This is a genomic window from Peribacillus sp. B2I2, assembly GCF_041261685.1.
In the GTDB taxonomy this organism is placed as follows: Bacteria; Bacillota; Bacilli; order Bacillales; family DSM-1321; genus Peribacillus.
Genome location: NZ_JBGCCB010000001.1, coordinates 1,300,860 through 1,319,924, shown reverse-complemented (window position 1 = coordinate 1,319,924; position 19,065 = coordinate 1,300,860). Strand labels below are relative to the sequence as shown.

Genomic DNA, 19,065 nt, shown 5'->3' with positions numbered 1-19,065 from the left:
AACTATTATCCTATTAAACTACCGTTGATTCACGCCCCACTTCAGTTGAACATTACGTTCCAGGCGAGAGAAGACAACATTATCCACGATTGTACCGATGATTGCGATAATGATCATTACGGAGATGACCAAATCCATTTGTCCCAGTGATCTGCCCATTTCCAGCAATTGTCCAAGACCGCCTCCCCCGCCAAGTAATTCACCAGCCATCAATGCACGCCAGGAAAATGCCCATGCAATTCGCAGACCGGATATTATTTGTGGGACGGATGCCGGTAAAATCACGGTGCGAAGAAAATGAAACCCGGTCGATCCATATGTTTTGGCAACCCTCTGATACAATTGGGGCACATTCCGGAATCCACTGGTTGCATTAACAGTCATCGTCCAAGTTGCACCGATCGTGACGATAAAGAGAATTGAAAAATCATTCAATCCAAACCAAATGATCGCTAGAGGGAACCAAACGATACTCGGGATGGACTGTAAGGCCGTCACGACGAATCCTAGAGTATCTTCCACCAGTTTAAAGCGCCAAATGAAATATCCTAATATTAGACCTACTATAATGGCAATCGTAAAGCCGATCAGGATACGGCCAAGGCTTTTTCCGATGGCTTCGGTTATTTGTCCGCTCACCAGTCCATTAAACAGAGTTTCCAAAACCTGCGTCAGGCTTGGGAACATGAAATCCGGAAGACTTGAAAGTCTAGATGTGACTTCCCATATCCCCGCTATCATCGCGATGAATATGATTCGTCTTAAAGCTGTAATCATTCCCCATTTCCTCCTTCAGCACTTTTTCAATTTCCTCCTGCAAGATCGATAGAACCCTTTGTTCAGTATGCAAAGTTACACTATCCGGCATAACCCCATCTTTCATGGAAGGGACGGAAATCGTCTCTTTAATTTTCCCTGGACGGGTTGCAAAGACGATAATTTTTTCGGAAAGCTGAACAGCCTCACGAATATTATGGGTAACGAAGAAGATTGTCACCTTAGTTTTTCTCCAAATTTCGAGTAGCTCTTTATGCAAGACCATCCTCGTTTGCTCATCCAGCGCAGAAAATGGCTCATCCATCAACAGGATATCCGGTTCCATCACCAGCGCTCTTGCGATGGCTACCCTCTGTTTCATGCCCCCCGAAAGTTGATGTGGATAGGAGTCAACATAACGGCTGAGGTGAACCATTTTTAAAATGTCCAATGCCTTGGATTTAGCCTCTTCTTTGGGAATTTTCTTTAACTTCAATCCGTATGTAACATTTTCAAGTACCGTCAACCAAGGAAATAACCCGGCCTCCTGAAACACTACGACCCGTTCCGGACCTGGCTTCATCACCTTTTTTCCAGCTACACGTATTTCTCCTTTATCAGCCTTATCAAGGCCGGCAATTAGATAAAGAAGTGTCGATTTGCCACATCCTGAAGGTCCGACGATTGAAACGAAGCTTCCTTTCTCGACTTCTATGTTAATCTCATCGAGCACCTTTATGCTTTCTTTCTTTTCATTCGAAAAACTTTTTTCAATGCCATCTATTGTTAAATACATAAAGTCACCCCACTTTTATATCGCATCGATTTACTAAACATTATTTCTTAATAATGATTAATCCAATGGTTTTTGTCAACTATAAAAATGCAAAAATTCTAATTTATCGGTATCTTTCTATTTAACTGTCATTTTATTTATAAATATTCCAAACTTGCACAAAACAACCATTTGGACAACTTCCATGCACCAAAATAAAAAAACCTGAGCCCTTTCTAAGGGTTCAGGCTAATTTCAAGTATCCAGTTTCGTTTCAAATAAGGGTAAACGAAGTTCCCAGCCCATTCAGAGAACTTAAAAAATCCTGCTTCCATACAATTTATCCTTCATCCTTTGTGTCCTTGCATGCAAGGGCTTTTTCAAAATGATTCCTAAGATGAGCGTGATCATTATATAGAGAAACAAGATGAAAATATCCCTACCAGCAACGCTCCAGGTTATTCCCCCAACAGATTCACGAAGTAAACCAACGGCATAGGTGAATGGCAGGAAGGGGTTGATATGTTGAAAAAAGGGAGGCGTAACTTGAATGGGAAATGTGCCTCCTGAACTTGAAATTTGAAGGACCATCAAGACGACACTAATCCCTTTTCCAACATTTCCAAGAACTGAAACGAAGGTGTAGACAATAAGTGTAAATACTGTGCTTATCAAGACAGAAAACAGGATGTACTCAAATTTATCCGCTACGTACACATCGATCAGTAGAATATTCCCTATGGACACACTAAGTGCCTGCATTAACCCAATTATGAAGAATATAAGATACCTACCGATATAAATTTGATACGGACTGTAATTTTTTTGAGAAACACCCACGCTAAGCATGGAGATCAATATTGTACCACCCACCCAAAGGGATAGTGCCGTAAAGAAAGGAGACATGGCTGATCCATAGTTTGGAATCGGAAAGAGACTATGTTTATTGAGCAGCACTGGTTCTGAAAAAAATTCACTTTCTTGTTCAATATCATTCCTTAGGAAATCAATCACTTCTTCCATATTATAAGACTTATCGATTTCTCTCATTTTAGAAGCCAAGGCCTTTATTTTCGTTTCGATTTCCGGGAACTTTTTCTGTAACTTATCGATATCCCCTGAACGTGTTTCCAACGTTCGATTGGTCTCATCCAAAAGCGTCTTCACTTCTGGAATGACCTTGGTCCCCTCTTCCATCGTAACCCTGACTTTATTCAATATTGATTCCGTTTCATTCCATATTTCATTGAATTTTGGCGCTGTTTCCTTTAAATAGACATCCTGGAATCTTGCCAAGACTTGATCAGTGTTCTCGCCAAGTTCGATAAGATTGCCGAAGGATCGGTTATTCAGTGCGTGAAGTTGGTTCGAAGCATTATCCCGCAAATCCTCCACTAGCTGTATTTCCGGCTGAAGCAAGCTTTTCTCACTAAATTGATTGACTCTCACCAATAAATTATACATACTATCCAAAAGGTACAACTCTTTATTTATCCTCGTTATCCCTTGTTCCATTAACTGATCCGACTCATTGCCAGGCAAATCCTGACCCGTTAACCGGTTCGCCAGCACTAAAGTGGATTCATTAAAGCTCCTGATATTCGCAATATCATTTTTCAAGAGTGGATTGAGTCCTTCAAATGCCTGCTTTGTTGAATCTACATAACTGGAAACGTCTGAAACCAATTTGTCTTTCTGCGATGTTATCCCTTCTATGGAATCCAGACCATCATTTACCACCTTAATGATATCTTCAGCCTTTTTAACATGTGTTTGAACGGTTTTGATATTTTGTTCAAGCTCAGGCAGTTCAGCCTCTAATAAATACACCATATTCTTCATTTTTTGAATCGTCGGCAACTCATTTTGCAAGGTGATTCCCAGTTCATTAAAGATTGCAAGGATACTCCCACTAGCTGATTTGATAAAGCTTTTGCTCACATTATCCACAATGCTGTTGGCCCCCGCTGCCGTAATTTTAGGAGCAACGGAATTGATTTTTTCATTAACATAGTAATCAATCTCCGCTTTCACAGGGTCATCGGTCATGATTGTCGCAATATGCTCGGAAAAATTCTCTGGAATGATGATGGATGCGTAATAATCCCCCTTTTCCACCTTTGCTATCGCTTCTTTTTCCGTTGTGAATCTCCAGCCCAAATCTTTATTCCCTTTTAACCCCTCTATTACTTCCTTCCCTATGTTCACCGCTTCGCCATTTATATCCGCACCTTTATCACTATTAGAAACACCGACAAGGATTCCTTCCGTATTTGCATACGGGTCCCAGGATGCGACAATATTAAACCACGCATAAATGGACGGAATGAACATAAGGAACACAACAACGATACAAACGAAGAAATTTTTATAAATGCTTTTTAAATCGTCAATGAATATTTCCCGAATATTACTCAAACCATACCCCCGTGCAAAAAAGTATTTTGATGCTATTATTCGAAAAATGTTCTTAATCAATACTAAGTAAACATATCCATGGATTTTTCAAAGCGAAAAGAAGCAAGTAACGAGCTACCTGCTTCCGGAGATTTAACTTATCTTGAAGGCTTGGTTTAAAAGGAAGTACGTTTCATAATTATGATTAATTCTTCTTCATCTATCACACCCGTTGAATAAATCTATCAATTTATGTCAAATGGGTTTCCCATCTAAAGACGGTATCTTTCTTCTTACTAATTACAGAATAAAGGGCTTGCTGTATGAACATGCTATCACAAACGAACTGTCGGGATTTTTGTAAGGGAGAAATAGTCATGTCAGAATCTGTTGAAATCATCTTTCGAACCTTTACCGCGTTTATTTTATTATGGGTATTTGTACAGCTGCTCGGTAAACAGACGATTGCCCAGAGGACCTATCACCTTTATATCGCTTCAATTACGATGGGGACAATTGCAGGAAATCTAGCCTTTAATATTAAAATTAAATTCCTGTATTTTATCATTGCAATTATCATAATGGGTACCGTCGTTTTTATGCTGAATCTGCTAGCGGTTCGAAATCCACGCTTCGGGAAATGGATTGCTGGAGAACCTGCTACCTTAATTCAAAAAGGACAAATTCTCGAAGAGTCAATGGAGCGAATGGGGTACTCACTGGATTCTCTTAAACAGGCATTGCGGGGAAAAGATATCTTCAACATAGAAGAAGTGGAGTGCGCAATTCTAGAGATAAATGGCTCCCTCTCTGTATTAAAAAAAAAACAATACCAAAATACCACCAAGCAGGATTTACCTCTACTGGCCTCAGCAGGTTCTATACCGTTAGAGCTGGTTTATGATGGGAAGATCTTATACGAAAACTTATCGAAACACAACTACGATGACGAATGGTTAATGGCTGAACTAAAAAAAAGAAACCTTTCTGTTTTTGACATCTCATATGCCGTCGTAGGGACAAAAGGAAATTTGTATATTGATTTGATTAAGGATCAATTTAGATAATAATCCTTTGTTTCAAATAACATCATTAAACCTAAAGACTCTAAGACAAATTGACCCTCACATGGAGTTTCTATGCAGTCTTTGTGCTTTGCATTCAGAAGGTAAAGATTTCTAAAATGACAAAATAAAAAACGGGAAGAACAGCAATGCTTTCGCCGTTCGGATGACCCGTGAGGAATTCGAATAGGGACCCCTTCATAGAAATCAAACTGGTTACTGCATTAAATGAGTGAAGATACTCCTTTTTAATTTCATATTTCGCATTTGGTAATTGGAAATAGGAATAATTAAAAGTGGTTTTTCCAGAAGGAAAAACCACTTTTTCACGCTATTATGTTTTAACGCTTTTCAATCACGTTAATCAATTCCCTTAAATAATCCGGTAGATCAGGCGGGCGTCTGCTTGATACAAGGTTTCCATCTACTACGACGGGCTTATCTATCCAAGTTGCCCCCGCATTTTCCATATCATCTTTAATGCCAGGTGTACTCGTTACATTCTTCCCATGTAAAATTTTAGCAGAAATCAACACCCAACCAGCGTGACAAATTTGCCCGATGGGTTTTTTATTTTCTTCCATGCTTTGGATAAGTGATATCACTTCAGGAAACCGACGAATTTTGTCAGGTGCCCAACCGCCTGGTACAAGAATGGCATCATATTCTTCAGCTTTAATACTGCCATACTCATAATCAGATACGGCTGGTACACCATATTTTCCAATGTACGTTTCATTCGCCTTTTCTCCAGCGAGGTGAACAATCGCTCCCTCTTCTTTCAATCGTAAGATCGGATACCAGAGCTCTAAATCTTCAAAATCGTGGTGCACAAGACTGATAATTTTCTTTCCTTCTAACCTCATGGAAATCTCCCCTTCTTTCGTTATTTCCCCTTTACCATTCTTCCCTATTTCTTGCAACTAGTCCAAAGTGTTTTGAGACCCTATGGGATATCGGTGATGATTTAAACAATGCATTAGGCGATACATCAATATTTGGTCTAAAAATCAACCTTTACCAAGTACAACCCAGCTGCCTCCGCCATACGACCCGTCTGGATTCTTTCTTTTGACTCTAAAATACTTGGTATATTTTCAGCATCTATTTCACCCAACCCAACTTCTATCAACGTTCCGACAATTTTTCTGACCATATTATAAAGAAATCCATCACCTCGCACTGTAATTTGGATGAAGCCGGCATTTTCTTCTATATCAATAAAATATATTTCACGCACCATGGATTTTTTCTTAGACTTTGCATTAGAAAAAGAAGTAAAATCATGTTCACCTATAAAATATTGACATGCTCTTTTCATTTTTGTGATATTCAGCTTTTCCTCAACATGCATACTGTACTTTCGCATGAAAGGATTTGTATATTGCTCGTTCCAGATCTTATACAGATAGGTTTTATCCTTAGCATTATAACGGGCATGAAAACGATCAGGAACTAATGTAACATCCACAACGCTGATATCTTGGGGTAAATATCTATTCAAATAGTTCATGATTTCAGATTCAGTCAGATTTTCTCCGATCTTAAAATTGGCAATTTGAGCAAGAGCATGTACACCTGCATCTGTTCTGCTGCATCCGATGATTTCAATTTTTTCCCCTACCATTTCCGTTAATACATTTTCTATTTTCCCTTGAATGGTATCATCACTATTACCGAGTCGTTGCCAGCCCTTATAGCGCCCGCCATCATATTGAATCGTCAATTTATAATTGTTCATTTCTTCCTCCTTATTTTATTACTGTATAGTCATCTAAACAGAAAATTCTTGATAAAATACAAGCCCCCATACAACTCCTGCTGTATGAGGGAACATATGATTTTTTCTTATAAACAATATTATATTGTATTGTATTTTGTCCCTTTATTCCCCTATATATCAGGTTAAACTGAACTTCGTTACTTCTTTCAAAAGTCTAAAGCAACTGTAGTAACAGGATAATCCGCTCCCCTTTTCAGGTCTCGATTGGAGCACCCCACAGCTTACAAGGACCATGATTTATGTAAAGTTCATACATCTTATTAATGTCTTTCGATTTTAATCCTAGCAATCAAAGTGAAATGTACTTCTGCATAGTGTATCAAAGAGGCTAACGTCATGCAACGAACGATTCACCGTCATATGCAGTTTCTGAGCAACTTTGTGCAAAGCATGAACACACAGGAAAAATGGATGGAAACGAAAACAGAAAATGGGCCAAAATCCCTGTTATATCATGGATTTAAGCCTTTGGCTGTTGATGACCTGTGACTAGCATTAAATACTTTCGGTAAGATTTTTAAATTGACGATCTTCATGAAACACTTGAATTCCAAATTTTTAAAAGCATAAAAAAACACCTCACATATTTTAGCGTGAAGTGGTTTGTTGGCATTCCATGGTGTTTAACTTGACCCCATCATAATACAGTCGTGATTTAAAATAAAAAACGGCAAAAACATTGTTTAACAATGCTTCCGCCGTTCGGATGACCTGTGAGGGATTCGAACCCACGACCCCTTCCCTGTCAAGGAAGTGCTCTCCCACTGAGCTAACAAGTCGTATGTAAGACTGGCTGGTAAATTACTTAAGTACATAATTTATTATAAGTTTTTTTGTTAAAAAGTCAACGAGTTATATTAAAAAAGTTTTAATTTTATCTTTTTTTTTTACCTCACTTAAAAACCAGAACCGACGTTCCCTTTTCCCTTGCATAAAAAACGTATGTTCGCATATAATATAGCAAGCAAGTCAGCAAAGGAGTGACAAGGAATGAAATATATACTTCGCAAACATATGGAAGAAAACGCTCCATTGGAAATAATCTATCTCTCCGAACAAGGAAAGATTACGCAGCGGAAAATCCAGGTGCTTGAAGTTTATCCAGGCCATATTCACGCATTCTGTTTTCTAAGGCAGACAAAACGGACATTTAAAATGGCCAATATCCTTTCTGCCCGCCTCATTAAGGCCAGGTTTGATAGGTCTGGATGAAAATTGTTTATTAAGATTCAACCGATTAACTCTTCTTCTTCCTGAATGTCCTTTTCCTGTTCAGTTAATGATTCTTCTTCATCTCTCAGACGATGAGCTAACCTTGAGGCGGCACTCGCGGCAATACTTGCAACGATATCATCCAGGAAGGTATGCACGATTCCTTCTTGTTTCTTATCAAGTTCGTGAATGACGCCTATTTTATTTTTGTCCAAATGGCCAAAGGTCGTTACAGCAATGCTTCCGTAACCGAGCACTGCACCAAAGGCAATCGTTTCATCCACTCCGAATAAACCTTCATCAGATTCAACAATCGATTGCAGGGGTTCTGATAGCTTTTTTTGCTCTGCCAGTTTATCCAGCTCCACACCGACTAAAATGGCATGTTGAATTTCCCTTTTCAACAGGACACGCTCAACGCTGTGGATGCATTCCTCAAGCTTAAGATCAGCTTTATACGGGAACTGCAATTCATAAACGATTTTTGCAATTGCTTCCACACTGACACCACGTTCTATTAATGATCGTTTAGCCGCCTTTGTTACTTCCCTGCTGTGTACCTGTACATCTGCCATTTTATTCGCCACCTCTTTTATTGTATTATTTTTCTATATCCTTGTATTATAACACCTTATAATTTAAATTTTTAGAAAATATAATGAAAATTTTCTATTCTAACTTCTTGTCACGGGAAAAAGTCGCAAGGCTATGCTAAAATAATCAAGTAAGTTGTTTTTCATTATTAATTATCATCGAGGTGCGGGAGAATGAGTTTACGCAAAGGCACAATTAAAGAGTACATGTTTAAAAGCGAAGCTTTAGCAGAAGAATTGGAACTACTTGTTTACTTGCCTGCTAATTTTTCGCCATTGTATAAATATTCGCTTGTGATTGCTCAAGATGGCCGTGATTATTTTCAAATGGGCCGAATTGGTCGCGTAGCCGATGAACTGTTAGGAAACGATGAGATCGAGAATATCATCATTGTCGGAATTCCCTATAAAGACCGCTTTGACCGCAGGCGCAAATATCATCCGGACGGGGAACAGCACATTGCATACATACGTTTTCTTGCCCATGAACTTGTCCCGTTTTTAGATGATGAATTTCCAACCTATCAAATGGGACATGGTCGAACTTTGATCGGTGACTCTCTTGGTGGTACAGTTTCTTTATTGGCCGCCCTGCAATACCCCCATACATTCGGGAAATGCATCATGCAGTCGCCACTTGCCAATGAAGCCGTAATGGATGCTGTACGTAATTTTGAGGATCCGCATCTCCTCGAACTTTACCATGTGATCGGGACTGGGGAAACGGATGTTCCGACCACGGATGGCAACAAGGCAAACTTCATAGAACCCAACAGGGAATTGCATAAGTTACTAAACCAAAAAGGATTTCCATGCTTCTATGAAGAATTTGAAGGTAATCATACCTGGAAATATTGGCAGGCAGATTTAAAGAGAGCACTATTGGAAATGTTCTAACTTACTCGAAATCCTCCCTTTAAGATGGTTTCAAGAAAAACACGTCCAACTATAATACAAAAATTTAAAAATATCAGGAGGTTTTATTTATGAAATATGGTGTTGCAATTTTCCCTTCAAAAAAACTTCAAGATTTAGCTAACTCCTATCGAAAACGGTATGATACTAAATATGCTTTCATTCCACCGCATCTAACGCTTAAACCAACGTTCGAAGCGACGGATATGGAAATTTCGACGATCGCTGAACAATTAAAAGACATTGCTAACAAGTGCAAGCCTTTTACGATGAACGTAACGAAAGCGAAGTCTTTCCAACCCGTAAGCAATACTATTTATTTCAAAGTTGATTTATCCGAAGGGCTTCAAGAGCTGCATGATGCACTTAACAATGAGGAATTTATGAAAAGTGAAAATGAACATGCATTTGTCCCGCATATTACCATCGCTCAAGATTTATCCGATAATGAGCATTCTGATGTTTTAGGCCAATTGAGCATGCTTGACGTTAGCCATGAAGAAGAGGTGAAACGCGTTCACTTGCTGTATCAGCTTGAAGATGGGGCATGGACCGTTTATGAAACATTTAGATTAGGAGCTGAATGATTTCGTGTTTGTAAAAATTGCAGAGAACAGCCAAGAGCTTGAAAATGCTTATTTGATTAGAAAAAAAGTATTCGTCCAAGAGCAAAATGTCCCTCTTGAAGAAGAGATCGATGAATATGAAGAAGAGTCTACACATTTCGTTTTATATGATGAGCAGGAACAGCCAATCGGTGCCGGCCGCTTCAGGGTCATCGACAACATTGGTAAAGTCCAGCGCATTTGTGTACTGTCATCGGGCCGAAAGAATGGTGCCGGTGCCATGATCATGAACGCTATCGAAGAATACGCAATCCAGCAGGAAGTACCTCAATTGAAGCTTGATGCCCAGGTACATGCGATTCCTTTTTATTCGAAATTAGGATATGAGATCGTTTCCGACGAATTTCTGGATGCTGGCATTCCACATAAAACGATGAAGAAAACCATTTTATGATATAAAAACGCTGTCCTTTCAGTCTTCTGATTGGACAGCGTTTTTTTGTTCGTTCATGATCTTAAATTATCATTTTATAAAAAAAACATATCCGTTCAATGGCAATCTCCGCAAAAATACATAGTCTATATATAGAAAGCAAGAAGGAGGGAAAATTTTATGGGTAACAATGAATTTAACCTGGAGGAGTCTCAAAAAAGACTAATGGAATTGCTGGTTTCAAGGACTATGAGAAAACATGGTTTCAAAAAGGGGAATGTCGATCTAACTGAAAAAGAGAAAAACAACTTAAAAGAAACCGTTCGCTATTTACAAGAGCAATCACAGAAAATCATAAACCAAGAAAAGAACATCACGGAACATGATGTTAATCCAGTTACAAATACCATTCACAACAAATTCACGGATTCCAAAGATAAATGACTCACCATATCACCTAATCAAACCTTACTTGCTGGCGAGAAATAATAAACCAAGACATAGTAGCACTTACATTTAATTCCTAAAGTTCCAGCTTCTTTATTAATCAACCCCCGCAAACTAATACTTTCCCTATGTATTAAAAAATAGGCGAATTAACTGGTTTATTCGTCCAACCCGATTATCCATCAAAGCATATTTTAATAGGGAATAAAACCTAAGGAGGAAAAAACAACATGAACCAAAATGTATATCGTAGCAACTGTAACACACATGAAGACTCTGAAAGATCATGGTCGGCTCTAGATTCCGCTTCCAGACATCCCCTGTCAGGATTCTGTGAAGACGACACAAAGATTGACCAAGATGCAAGACAGGATAATAATCAAGTTCAGCTTTCTGAAGAACTTATTTACATTAAAGATTCTTGTAATGTAAATATCACTTCAACGGATGTTAAAGCGGCCCTTTCTCTACAAGCTGCTCTACAAGCTGCAATTGCGGTCATCGTAAGCATTTCCATCGCAGATGCTGATAATGCTGAAAAGATCACTCAACAATTAATCCAATCTTCTAATGTTAAACAAATCACGCGCCAAAAAACAATTGTTGAAAACAGCCGTGATATCGACATTACAACAACTGATGCACAAATCGCTCTTAACATCCAACTATTACTGCAACTATTGTTAGCTCTAATCGTGGAAATTGACATTCTCTAAGAAATCATCACAAAAAGGACACTTCGTGTGTCCTCTTTTGTTTTCATTGCAGAACTAGACAATTTCGTTGAAATACCCACCTTTTCCTGTCATTTCAGCCGTTAGTTCTTCACTAATTCCCTTTTGATTTTTATACGTGACTGCTCCATATGTCCTTTCCCGATTACGATATTGGACTTGATCGAATCCTTCAAAGCTTCCCTTTTCCTCTTCCAACACCTGATCAAAACGGATAGGTTGAATGGGTGTCGTGCCTTCAACAATTCTTACTTTCTCTGCAACTTCGAGCGTCCGGTTGGCATATTGAATGTAATCAAATTGTGTTAAAGGTGCTATGTATCCCATAGTAATCCCTCCGTTCTTTAAATCGTTAAGTTGTCATTTTAATACCCGTCCAGGACGATATTTAAACACAATTTCCGCATTCTTTTTTCCTAATCTTCTGGTATGATGAGTATTGCCGATATTTTTATAGATTAGAGGTATCCATTTATATGAATCAAGCAAAATCTGGCAATGAAATTGTACATTTACATACCGTTTCAGCTGGTGAGCTGCAGACACTCTTTGAAAAAGGAAAACGTGATCAGCTTTCTTGTATCATTTGTCATAAACCAGTGAAATTGTTTATTGGAATCCATGAGACACCCTATTTTTATCATAGTGACCCATCGCAGGCGCCCTGTGAAATGCCAAATTCAGAACCAATGAATGAGGACAAGCCATTAGAATATATGGAACAGAATGGATTTAGGATTCCTACATCACGAACCATTACGGAAACAAAAACCATTACGGAACCTTTCCTTAAAAGCCGGCCCATAGCTGGCAATCCGAAATATTCAGCTAAACCTTCTGCACTGGCACAATCAGAGGAACCATATTTTCAGGAATTATCCTCATCCGGGGTTGTTCTCGATGCAGAGCAACTCAAAGCGGTAATGACGATCGATGGACCAATTCTGGTCCTATCAGGAGCCGGCAGTGGGAAAACCCGAGTATTAACGGTACGTACTGCCTATATGCTCACAGTGAAAAAGATTGATCCAAAAAGTATCATGCTTGTGACCTTTACGGCGAAGTCTGCAAAGGAAATGCAGCAGCGTCTGCTCGGCTATCCCTATATGACTCCTTCCCTTGTTTCGCAAATAGTTAGCGGGACTTTTCATAGCATCTTTTATAAAATCCTGATTTTTCACGAACCATCCAAATGGCAGCGGGATTTCCTTTTGAAGTGGGAATGGGAAAAAGAAAAGATATTGAAACAGGCTGGCAGGGAAATGGAACTTGATGATAAGGAATTTGCATATGATCAAGCCCTTCAACAAATTGGGCTTTGGAAAAACTCATTGGCCTTTCCAGAAGATATTCAGCCGAAGGACGAGTGGGAGAAATCCTGTTTATTTTTATATAAAAGATATGAAGAATATAAACAGCAAACAGGGAAGTATGATTTTGATGATATGCTTGTGGGCTGTTATGTATTTTTAAAAAATCACCCGGATTCTTTAAAGAAATATCAGCAAAGGTTTAACTATTTTTTGGTTGATGAGTTTCAGGATATCAATAAAGTTCAATATGAATTGATAAAACTACTCTCTGCTGAATCAAAAAATGTATGTGCGGTTGGAGATGATGATCAATCCATTTATTCATTCCGGGGAAGCGATCCGAAGTATATTCTGAATTTTAATCATGATTTCCCTCGATCCCAGGTTATAAAGCTGACTGAGAATTACCGCTCTTCCCATGAAATTGTCGCTACAGCGAACCGCTTGATCAAGCGTAACCAGAACCGGATGGAAAAAAAGATGCGGGCACAGCATGATTCTGGAAATCCCCCTGTATTATTTTATCCTTATGATGAGGAATTGGAAGCAACGATGATCGTATCCGATATCCAAGAAAAAATATCCAAGGGAGCAAACCCTGGGGAATTTGCAGTTTTGTACAGGACACACACGATGTCCAGGGCCATTTTTGAACGGCTCGCAGCTTCCAACCTGCCATTTGTCATTGAAAAAGATGCGGATTCGTTTTATCAGCGTAGGGTCATTCGCGGCATGCTTGCCTTTATGCGCTTGAGTTTGTATCCCCATGATAGCAAGGCAGCTTCGGATGTCCTTTCCTCCTTATTCTTAAAGCAAAGTATATTACAGGAGTTAAAAGCACAGACAATACTGCAGGATTGTGATTTTATCGATGCATTTGCTTTTGTTAAGACAGGACATGCTTTTCAAGAACGAAAATTAAAAACGATACCAGGGCAGATTCGCTCTTTAAAAAATATGTCACCACTCGTTGCGTTAGAAATTATCGAGAAAGATTTAGGATATCAGGAATATGTAAAAAAACGCGGAAATGATGCGAACCTGGAAAAGGGTTCCGATGACATCCGCGACCTAAAGGTGGCAGCAAATCGTTTTCCTACCGTCGCCGCTTTCCTTGATCATGTCGATCATATGACTGCAATGGTCCAAGAGATAAAACAGCTATCGAAACATTTTAAGGATGCGATTCAACTTACCACCATACACCGTTCAAAAGGGCTTGAATATCAAACCGTTTATGTTCTTGCTGCAGTCGATGGCAGCATTCCTCATGATTTCGCACTTGAATCATACCGAAAAGGGGAACTGGCTCCTCTTGAAGAGGAAAGGCGCTTGCTCTATGTAGCGGCAACCAGGGCTAAAAAGGACCTTTACCTTTCCATCCTGCAAACTAGACGCGGACGAACCGCCCATCCATCACGTTTCTTGAAGCTTTGACCATGAGTTTATCCCTCCTTGGAAAGGATGGATAAACTAGAAAAGGCCTGCACGATAGCAGGCCTCTTTGTCACTTTTTATTTATCATATTGGAAATGGTTCCGAAATCCAGTTTATTCCCTTCAGCTACGATGGAATGGACGATTTTATCTTCCGTTTCTTTATTGACCGGTTTATTCGCTATTTTTGAAACGCGCTTAATGACGTTTCTAACAGTTGTTTCATCTTTAAAATTGGCTCCTTGTAGAGAGTTTGCCAATTCTAATACATCTTTCATATTTACGCCCGTTTTACCTTCTATGTTTTTAAAAAAGTTATTATCCATACCTAAGCCCCTCCCTTTTCTGTACCTATCCTATGGCAATATCAGAAAATTGGTGCTAGGCCCATGCAAATAAAAATAAAAGGAATAGGCTTCTTCTGCCTATTCCTTTTACCTTAGCAGAAAGAAGCCCCTACAATGATTAATAGGATAAACAATACAACGATTATCGCGAAAGTAGAACCGCCTCCGCCATAACCGCCGCCGTATCCATAACCGCTGCCGCCACAACAACCGTAGCTACCATAACCAAACATACTAAATCACCTCGCTCTCGCTAAAGCTTACTGATAACATATGTAGGTCTGGACAAATATGTATAGGCCATGTCCTAGTCCAGGCAGCCTAATTTCCGCTTATTTTATCCTTTTGGTCTGAATACTAATGCTCCGATAAATCCAAAGATGATCGCTGCAGAGATACCGGAACTCGTAATTTCAAACATTCCTGTCAGTACGCCAACGAGACCATGTTTTTCCGATTCCATCATTGCCCCGTTCACTAGCGAGTTCCCAAAGGAAACGATTGGTATGGTTGCTCCTGCACCGGCAAAGTCAACTAGCGGTTCATATAAATCAAACCCGCCAAGAACAGCTCCTATTACAACGAACAAACTTAACGTATGTGCTGGTGTCAGCTTAGCAACATCGAAAAGAAGCTGGCCGACTACACAGATCAAGCCACCGATGACAAAGGCCCAAAAAAACATTGGTAACATCCAAATCTCTCCTTTTTCATGAATTCATCCCATACTCAATGGCTACCGCATGGGCAATGCACGGAATCGAATCTTTTTGCTGGACGGATAGCGGTGACAATAATGCTCCTGTTGCAACAAGCAGGATTTTTTTATATTTACCCTGAATCATTTCATTTAGTATATGGCCATATAAAACCACTGCTGAACATCCCGCACCACTCCCGCCAGCCAAAACAGGCTGATCCTTTTTAAAAATCATCAAACCGCAATCCTTGAATTTTTCCTGATTGATATTGCAGCCCTTTTGCTTTAATAAGTCCATGGCTGTCTCCCTGCCTATTTGTCCTAAATCACCAGTAATGATGAAATCATAATCGTCCGGGCTCAAACCAGTATCTTTGAAATGGGCAAGAATCGTATCGACGGCGGCCGGGGCCATCGCTCCCCCCATATTGAAAGGATCTTTCAATCCCATGTCAATGACCTTTCCGATAGTGGCCGAAACTATATGGGGAAATTCCCCTTGCTTACTTCCATTAGGAGCAACCAGCGCCACCCCTGCTCCTGTTATCGTCCATTGAGCTGTAGGTGGTTTTTGCCCTCCATATTCAGTTGGATAGCGAAATTGCTTTTCAACAGCTGCATTATGGCTCGAGGCGCCTGTCAACACATAGTTAGCCCCGCCATAATTGGTGATGAAGGCAGCTAGAGCTAGCCCTTCCATTGACGTGGAACAGGCTCCAAACAAGCCGAAGTATGGAATGCCGTTGGTTCTGGCTGCAAAACTTGTCGGTGTCACCTGATTGATTAAATCACCCGCCAAGAAAAATTGTACCTGCCCCTTGTCGATCTTACCTTTCTCCAATGCAAGCTCAACGGCTTTCTCCATCAAATGGCGATGAGCCTTCTCATATGAATCCTGCTCCATCCACAAATCGTCATATAGAATATCGAAATCTCCCGCGATTTCTCCATTTGCCTCAAATGGACCGCCTGTTACCCCTGTTTCCAAAATGACCGGTTTATTGGCGAACATCCATGTTTGTTTTCCTTTTAACACACCTTAGCCCCCAATCATTTGATAAATCGTTTTAATCAACGCCACGACAAAGGCTGAAAATACTCCAAATAAAATGACCGAACCGGCCAATTTAAACATATTGGATCCAACACCAAGTACAAAACCTTCTGTCCGATGTTCGATAGCAGCCGAAATGACTGCGTTACCGAATCCCGTAACAGGGACGGCACTCCCAGCCCCACCAAACTGGCCAATGCGGTCGTAAAACCCGAAGCCGGTCATCAAAAGGGACAGAAACACCATGGTAGCAGTTGTCGGACCTCCGGCTGTCTGTTCTGTAAAGTTGAAAAAATAAATATAGAAATAAGAAATGGCTTGACCCACTATGCAGAAAATCCCGCCTACTAAAAAGGCTTTCAAACAATTCTTCAATATTGGTCTTTTAATTTCATGCTTCCCTTGGAGCTCCTTATATGCATCCTGCTGGGGGGTGATTTTCTCCTTGCCGCTCATAGTGCTGATCCTCTCTTTCTAAATCAATTCTTTTTGAAGTCCTTCAATTTCCTTGAACTTCTCCCTTGCCTTTTTCTCTGGAACATCTTTTTTCTTGAGTAATTCGTTCAATCTTAAAGATTCCAAAAAGATTTTATAATCACTCGAAACGATAAAATCATTCTTGGGAAACTTTTCTTCCAAATTTTCAGTCACAGTCTTTTCAATCTTCTTCATATGAAAACGTTGTAAGTGCTTCACTTTATAAGCGACGATAATCTTTTTTCCGTTTTTCACGACGATCACGTCATAGATGGTGTCTTCATTAGCAATTGTTTCCTTGACCTTTGAGATCAGTCCCTTTTCATCTTTCTCATCCATTCCATTAATGATATCCATCGGTTCAGGATTCGTACGTTTAATCATTGCTAAATGCTCCGTTTTTCCATCATTCTGATTGCTGCAGGCAGTAAGAACACACAAAACAACTATAAAAACCAGCCAGCTGCCCTTAAAATATCTTCCTTGTCTGAACATAGAATCACATCCTAATTTATCGTTCTATTGTTATTTTCTTGTTTAACGGTATTTTTATGAATGGTAGGATTAGGAAATAAAAAACCTTTCCAAAATGGAAAGGTTTTTTTACTCAATATCCTTTATTTTTATTGTTATTATTACAGCCACAGTCTTTCTTGATTTTGACCGGCTGATCTTTTTTCATCGGTTTGGCATAAGCCCATGGATTCGGTTTCTGATTCAATTTATGACTCCTCCTTTAAGATCTATACCATACTATATGAATGAAGAGACAAGTTGTTTCCAATCAAATGTCCATAATTTTGCTGATTATGACCTCGATGATCGCTCCTATTGCTGCTACGGCAAGGATTAATATCAGGACGTCGCCTATAAACCAATGTTGGATATAAAGAAAAACCAGAAAAAGGCTGATCCAGACACCCACGCACCAAAAACAGCTTAGCAATTGACCAAGCCAGCCAACCAGGCCCTTTTCTTTCGGCATTAAAAATATTTCCACATCCCCTTCTTCATTCTTTTCCTCTATCTCTTTAAAAAAGGGGCGGCGCAGCGGCTCCATGATTTTATCAAACACGATCAAGCGTGTCAGCCTGAAAGATGCCAAGCCTAATATTAGAAATAAGGTGAACTCATTTGGTGGGGGAAACATTCAATATGGCTCCCTTCATTTGGATTCTTCAATTATTTTAGCATCGATAATATCCGGCAGACCCACGAAACGAATATGGTTCCCTCTTTTAATCTTCACTGATTCCCCCTTCATTCCCAACACATGAAACTGAAGCGTTTCTCCGTTAATAACAGCCTCACATAATGGCTTTGGAAAACCTTGTTGATTGGAGAGTCGGGAAATGATGTCGCGAGTAGATTCTTTTTTTTCAACCTTTTTCCTTTTTCTCTTAACTGGCTTTTCGAATTCCTGTTCTGCTTGTTCAGGCTGTTCCAATTTTTCAACCGGAGTTTGCTCAGGGACATATTGTTCGGTAATTTTCCTTATACCCGTAATCTCTGTTTCAATTTCCTTCATGACATCATAAACACCAAATTCGCGTTTGACTTTTTCGATTTTCTCTTCTTTATGCTCGGCTTCCTGAAGTTCCGGCTCAACGCTGTCTTGAGGTGTATCTTTTTTCGTTCGGAAATCACTTTGCATATTCCCTCGCTGATCAGATATTTTTGCCTGATCGACATATAAAAGTGGTTTGGATTCCTTATCGACATTATTCTCTGACATGAAAATCCCCCTTAATATTTCAGAATATCCACAGACTGCAGCTGTTCCATATGATATTGGACAACTTTTTTCCCGAATTTATGCCTTATGAACAAACTGGATTCTTTCTTTTGTTCCAATTTCCCGAATAGTGTACGGTCATTGATGATGAACTTACAAACAGGCTTAGGTGCAAAGGCTGGAAGTCGGGACAATAACTCCACCAATTCCTCGGCAGTATATGAAGTGCTGATAATTTTTTCATTCAAATTAATATGTCTCTTCAGCGTTTTGTGTATCGTTTGTTTTCCAACAATACAAGGCAAATCAACTTTCTTCATGTCCATGA

25 protein-coding genes and 1 tRNA gene are annotated in these 19,065 nt (G+C 39.6%); 9 read left to right on the top strand and 17 right to left on the bottom strand.

Annotated elements, in window-relative coordinates:
• Positions 1-18 precede the first annotated feature (18 nt).
• The 3 genes from ABIE66_RS06720 to ABIE66_RS06710 all read right to left on the bottom strand — a co-directional run bounded on the left by ABIE66_RS06720 (position 19) and on the right by ABIE66_RS06710 (position 3,949).
• On the bottom strand, positions 19-777 hold the full coding sequence (locus ABIE66_RS06720; RefSeq protein ID WP_289317423.1) for an ABC transporter permease: 759 nt from the start codon (positions 775-777) through the stop codon (positions 19-21).
• Positions 710-1,552 carry an ABC transporter ATP-binding protein gene (locus ABIE66_RS06715; protein WP_289324150.1) on the bottom strand — a complete coding sequence of 281 codons (843 nt, stop codon included), beginning with the start codon at positions 1,550-1,552 and terminating at the stop codon, positions 710-712. The genes ABIE66_RS06720 and ABIE66_RS06715 overlap by 68 nt, the downstream gene beginning before the upstream one ends.
• Before the next feature lie 294 nt (positions 1,553-1,846).
• Positions 1,847-3,949: a YhgE/Pip domain-containing protein gene (locus ABIE66_RS06710; protein WP_289324149.1), complete on the bottom strand. Its 2,103-nt coding sequence runs from the start codon at positions 3,947-3,949 to the stop codon at positions 1,847-1,849.
• A 356-nt stretch (positions 3,950-4,305) separates the two neighbouring features.
• Here ABIE66_RS06710 and ABIE66_RS06705 point away from each other — a divergent pair, with 356 nt between their 5' ends.
• Complete coding sequence (locus tag ABIE66_RS06705; protein WP_370014254.1) at positions 4,306-4,995, top strand: DUF421 domain-containing protein; 690 nt, start codon at positions 4,306-4,308, stop codon at positions 4,993-4,995.
• 338 nt (positions 4,996-5,333) lie between these two features.
• Here the strand turns inward: ABIE66_RS06705 and ABIE66_RS06700 are convergent, their stop codons facing one another.
• Positions 5,334-5,858 carry a type 1 glutamine amidotransferase domain-containing protein gene (locus tag ABIE66_RS06700; protein WP_289317427.1) on the bottom strand — a complete coding sequence of 175 codons (525 nt, stop codon included), beginning with the start codon at positions 5,856-5,858 and terminating at the stop codon, positions 5,334-5,336.
• A gap of 137 nt (positions 5,859-5,995) precedes the next feature.
• Complete coding sequence (gene truA / locus ABIE66_RS06695) at positions 5,996-6,733, bottom strand: tRNA pseudouridine(38-40) synthase TruA (RefSeq protein WP_370014253.1); 738 nt, start codon at positions 6,731-6,733, stop codon at positions 5,996-5,998.
• Between the two features lie 378 nt (positions 6,734-7,111).
• On the opposite strand from truA, the gene ABIE66_RS06690 reads away from it, so the two are divergent.
• On the top strand, positions 7,112-7,264 hold the full coding sequence (locus ABIE66_RS06690; RefSeq protein ID WP_370014252.1) for a hypothetical protein: 153 nt from the start codon (positions 7,112-7,114) through the stop codon (positions 7,262-7,264).
• Between the two features lie 218 nt (positions 7,265-7,482).
• Here the strand turns inward: ABIE66_RS06690 and ABIE66_RS06685 are convergent.
• Positions 7,483-7,554: transfer RNA gene (locus ABIE66_RS06685), tRNA-Val, on the bottom strand.
• A gap of 211 nt (positions 7,555-7,765) precedes the next feature.
• Here ABIE66_RS06685 and ABIE66_RS06680 point away from each other — a divergent pair.
• Positions 7,766-7,987, top strand: coding sequence for a hypothetical protein (locus ABIE66_RS06680; protein ID WP_289317430.1), 222 nt, complete (start codon positions 7,766-7,768; stop codon positions 7,985-7,987).
• 17 nt (positions 7,988-8,004) lie between these two features.
• On the opposite strand, the gene ABIE66_RS06675 is transcribed toward ABIE66_RS06680, so the two are convergent.
• Positions 8,005-8,562 (bottom strand): phosphatidylglycerophosphatase A family protein, encoded by a 558-nt coding sequence (locus tag ABIE66_RS06675; RefSeq protein ID WP_289324144.1) that lies wholly within the window; start codon positions 8,560-8,562, stop codon positions 8,005-8,007.
• A gap of 192 nt (positions 8,563-8,754) precedes the next feature.
• Here ABIE66_RS06675 and ABIE66_RS06670 point away from each other — a divergent pair, with 192 nt between their 5' ends.
• From ABIE66_RS06670 to ABIE66_RS06650, 5 genes are all read left to right on the top strand, one after another.
• Complete coding sequence (locus ABIE66_RS06670) at positions 8,755-9,477, top strand: alpha/beta hydrolase (protein ID WP_289317432.1); 723 nt, start codon at positions 8,755-8,757, stop codon at positions 9,475-9,477.
• 89 nt (positions 9,478-9,566) lie between these two features.
• Positions 9,567-10,082 (top strand): YjcG family protein, encoded by a 516-nt coding sequence (locus tag ABIE66_RS06665; protein ID WP_370014251.1) that lies wholly within the window; start codon positions 9,567-9,569, stop codon positions 10,080-10,082.
• A gap of 4 nt (positions 10,083-10,086) precedes the next feature.
• Positions 10,087-10,515 carry a GNAT family N-acetyltransferase gene (locus tag ABIE66_RS06660; protein WP_289324142.1) on the top strand — a complete coding sequence of 143 codons (429 nt, stop codon included), beginning with the start codon at positions 10,087-10,089 and terminating at the stop codon, positions 10,513-10,515.
• Between the two features lie 159 nt (positions 10,516-10,674).
• Positions 10,675-10,938, top strand: coding sequence for a hypothetical protein (locus ABIE66_RS06655; RefSeq protein WP_370014250.1), 264 nt, complete (start codon positions 10,675-10,677; stop codon positions 10,936-10,938).
• 233 nt (positions 10,939-11,171) lie between these two features.
• The gene (locus ABIE66_RS06650; protein WP_370014249.1) at positions 11,172-11,657 is read left to right on the top strand and encodes a spore coat protein; all 486 of its coding nucleotides are present in this window, start codon (positions 11,172-11,174) and stop codon (positions 11,655-11,657) included.
• A gap of 54 nt (positions 11,658-11,711) precedes the next feature.
• Here the strand turns inward: ABIE66_RS06650 and ABIE66_RS06645 are convergent, their stop codons facing one another.
• Positions 11,712-12,002, bottom strand: coding sequence for a hypothetical protein (locus ABIE66_RS06645; protein ID WP_370014248.1), 291 nt, complete (start codon positions 12,000-12,002; stop codon positions 11,712-11,714).
• A gap of 149 nt (positions 12,003-12,151) precedes the next feature.
• Between ABIE66_RS06645 and ABIE66_RS06640 the strand changes: the two genes are divergently transcribed.
• Positions 12,152-14,425, top strand: a complete 2,274-nt coding sequence (locus ABIE66_RS06640) for an ATP-dependent helicase (protein WP_370014247.1) — start codon at positions 12,152-12,154, stop codon at positions 14,423-14,425.
• A gap of 70 nt (positions 14,426-14,495) precedes the next feature.
• On the opposite strand, the gene spoVIF is transcribed toward ABIE66_RS06640, so the two are convergent.
• The 9 genes from spoVIF to ABIE66_RS06595 all read right to left on the bottom strand — a co-directional run bounded on the left by spoVIF (position 14,496) and on the right by ABIE66_RS06595 (position 19,063).
• Positions 14,496-14,750, bottom strand: coding sequence for a sporulation-specific transcription regulator SpoVIF (spoVIF, locus tag ABIE66_RS06635; protein ID WP_034314458.1), 255 nt, complete (start codon positions 14,748-14,750; stop codon positions 14,496-14,498).
• 113 nt (positions 14,751-14,863) lie between these two features.
• Complete coding sequence (locus ABIE66_RS06630; protein ID WP_289324137.1) at positions 14,864-15,004, bottom strand: YjcZ family sporulation protein; 141 nt, start codon at positions 15,002-15,004, stop codon at positions 14,864-14,866.
• A 104-nt stretch (positions 15,005-15,108) separates the two neighbouring features.
• On the bottom strand, positions 15,109-15,465 hold the full coding sequence (gene spoVAE / locus ABIE66_RS06625) for a stage V sporulation protein AE (RefSeq protein ID WP_289324136.1): 357 nt from the start codon (positions 15,463-15,465) through the stop codon (positions 15,109-15,111).
• A 16-nt stretch (positions 15,466-15,481) separates the two neighbouring features.
• Complete coding sequence (gene spoVAD / locus ABIE66_RS06620; RefSeq protein ID WP_289317443.1) at positions 15,482-16,507, bottom strand: stage V sporulation protein AD; 1,026 nt, start codon at positions 16,505-16,507, stop codon at positions 15,482-15,484.
• 3 nt (positions 16,508-16,510) lie between these two features.
• Positions 16,511-16,981, bottom strand: a complete 471-nt coding sequence (spoVAC, locus tag ABIE66_RS06615; protein ID WP_289324135.1) for a stage V sporulation protein AC — start codon at positions 16,979-16,981, stop codon at positions 16,511-16,513.
• A gap of 18 nt (positions 16,982-16,999) precedes the next feature.
• On the bottom strand, positions 17,000-17,497 hold the full coding sequence (locus ABIE66_RS06610; protein WP_289324134.1) for a YhcN/YlaJ family sporulation lipoprotein: 498 nt from the start codon (positions 17,495-17,497) through the stop codon (positions 17,000-17,002).
• Between the two features lie 289 nt (positions 17,498-17,786).
• Complete coding sequence (locus ABIE66_RS06605) at positions 17,787-18,152, bottom strand: DUF1360 domain-containing protein (protein WP_289324133.1); 366 nt, start codon at positions 18,150-18,152, stop codon at positions 17,787-17,789.
• 15 nt (positions 18,153-18,167) lie between these two features.
• Positions 18,168-18,737: a hypothetical protein gene (locus tag ABIE66_RS06600; protein ID WP_289324132.1), complete on the bottom strand. Its 570-nt coding sequence runs from the start codon at positions 18,735-18,737 to the stop codon at positions 18,168-18,170.
• Positions 18,738-18,748: 11 nt separating this feature from the next.
• On the bottom strand, positions 18,749-19,063 hold the full coding sequence (locus tag ABIE66_RS06595) for a hypothetical protein (protein WP_370014246.1): 315 nt from the start codon (positions 19,061-19,063) through the stop codon (positions 18,749-18,751).
• Between the last annotated feature and the right edge of the window lie 2 nt (positions 19,064-19,065).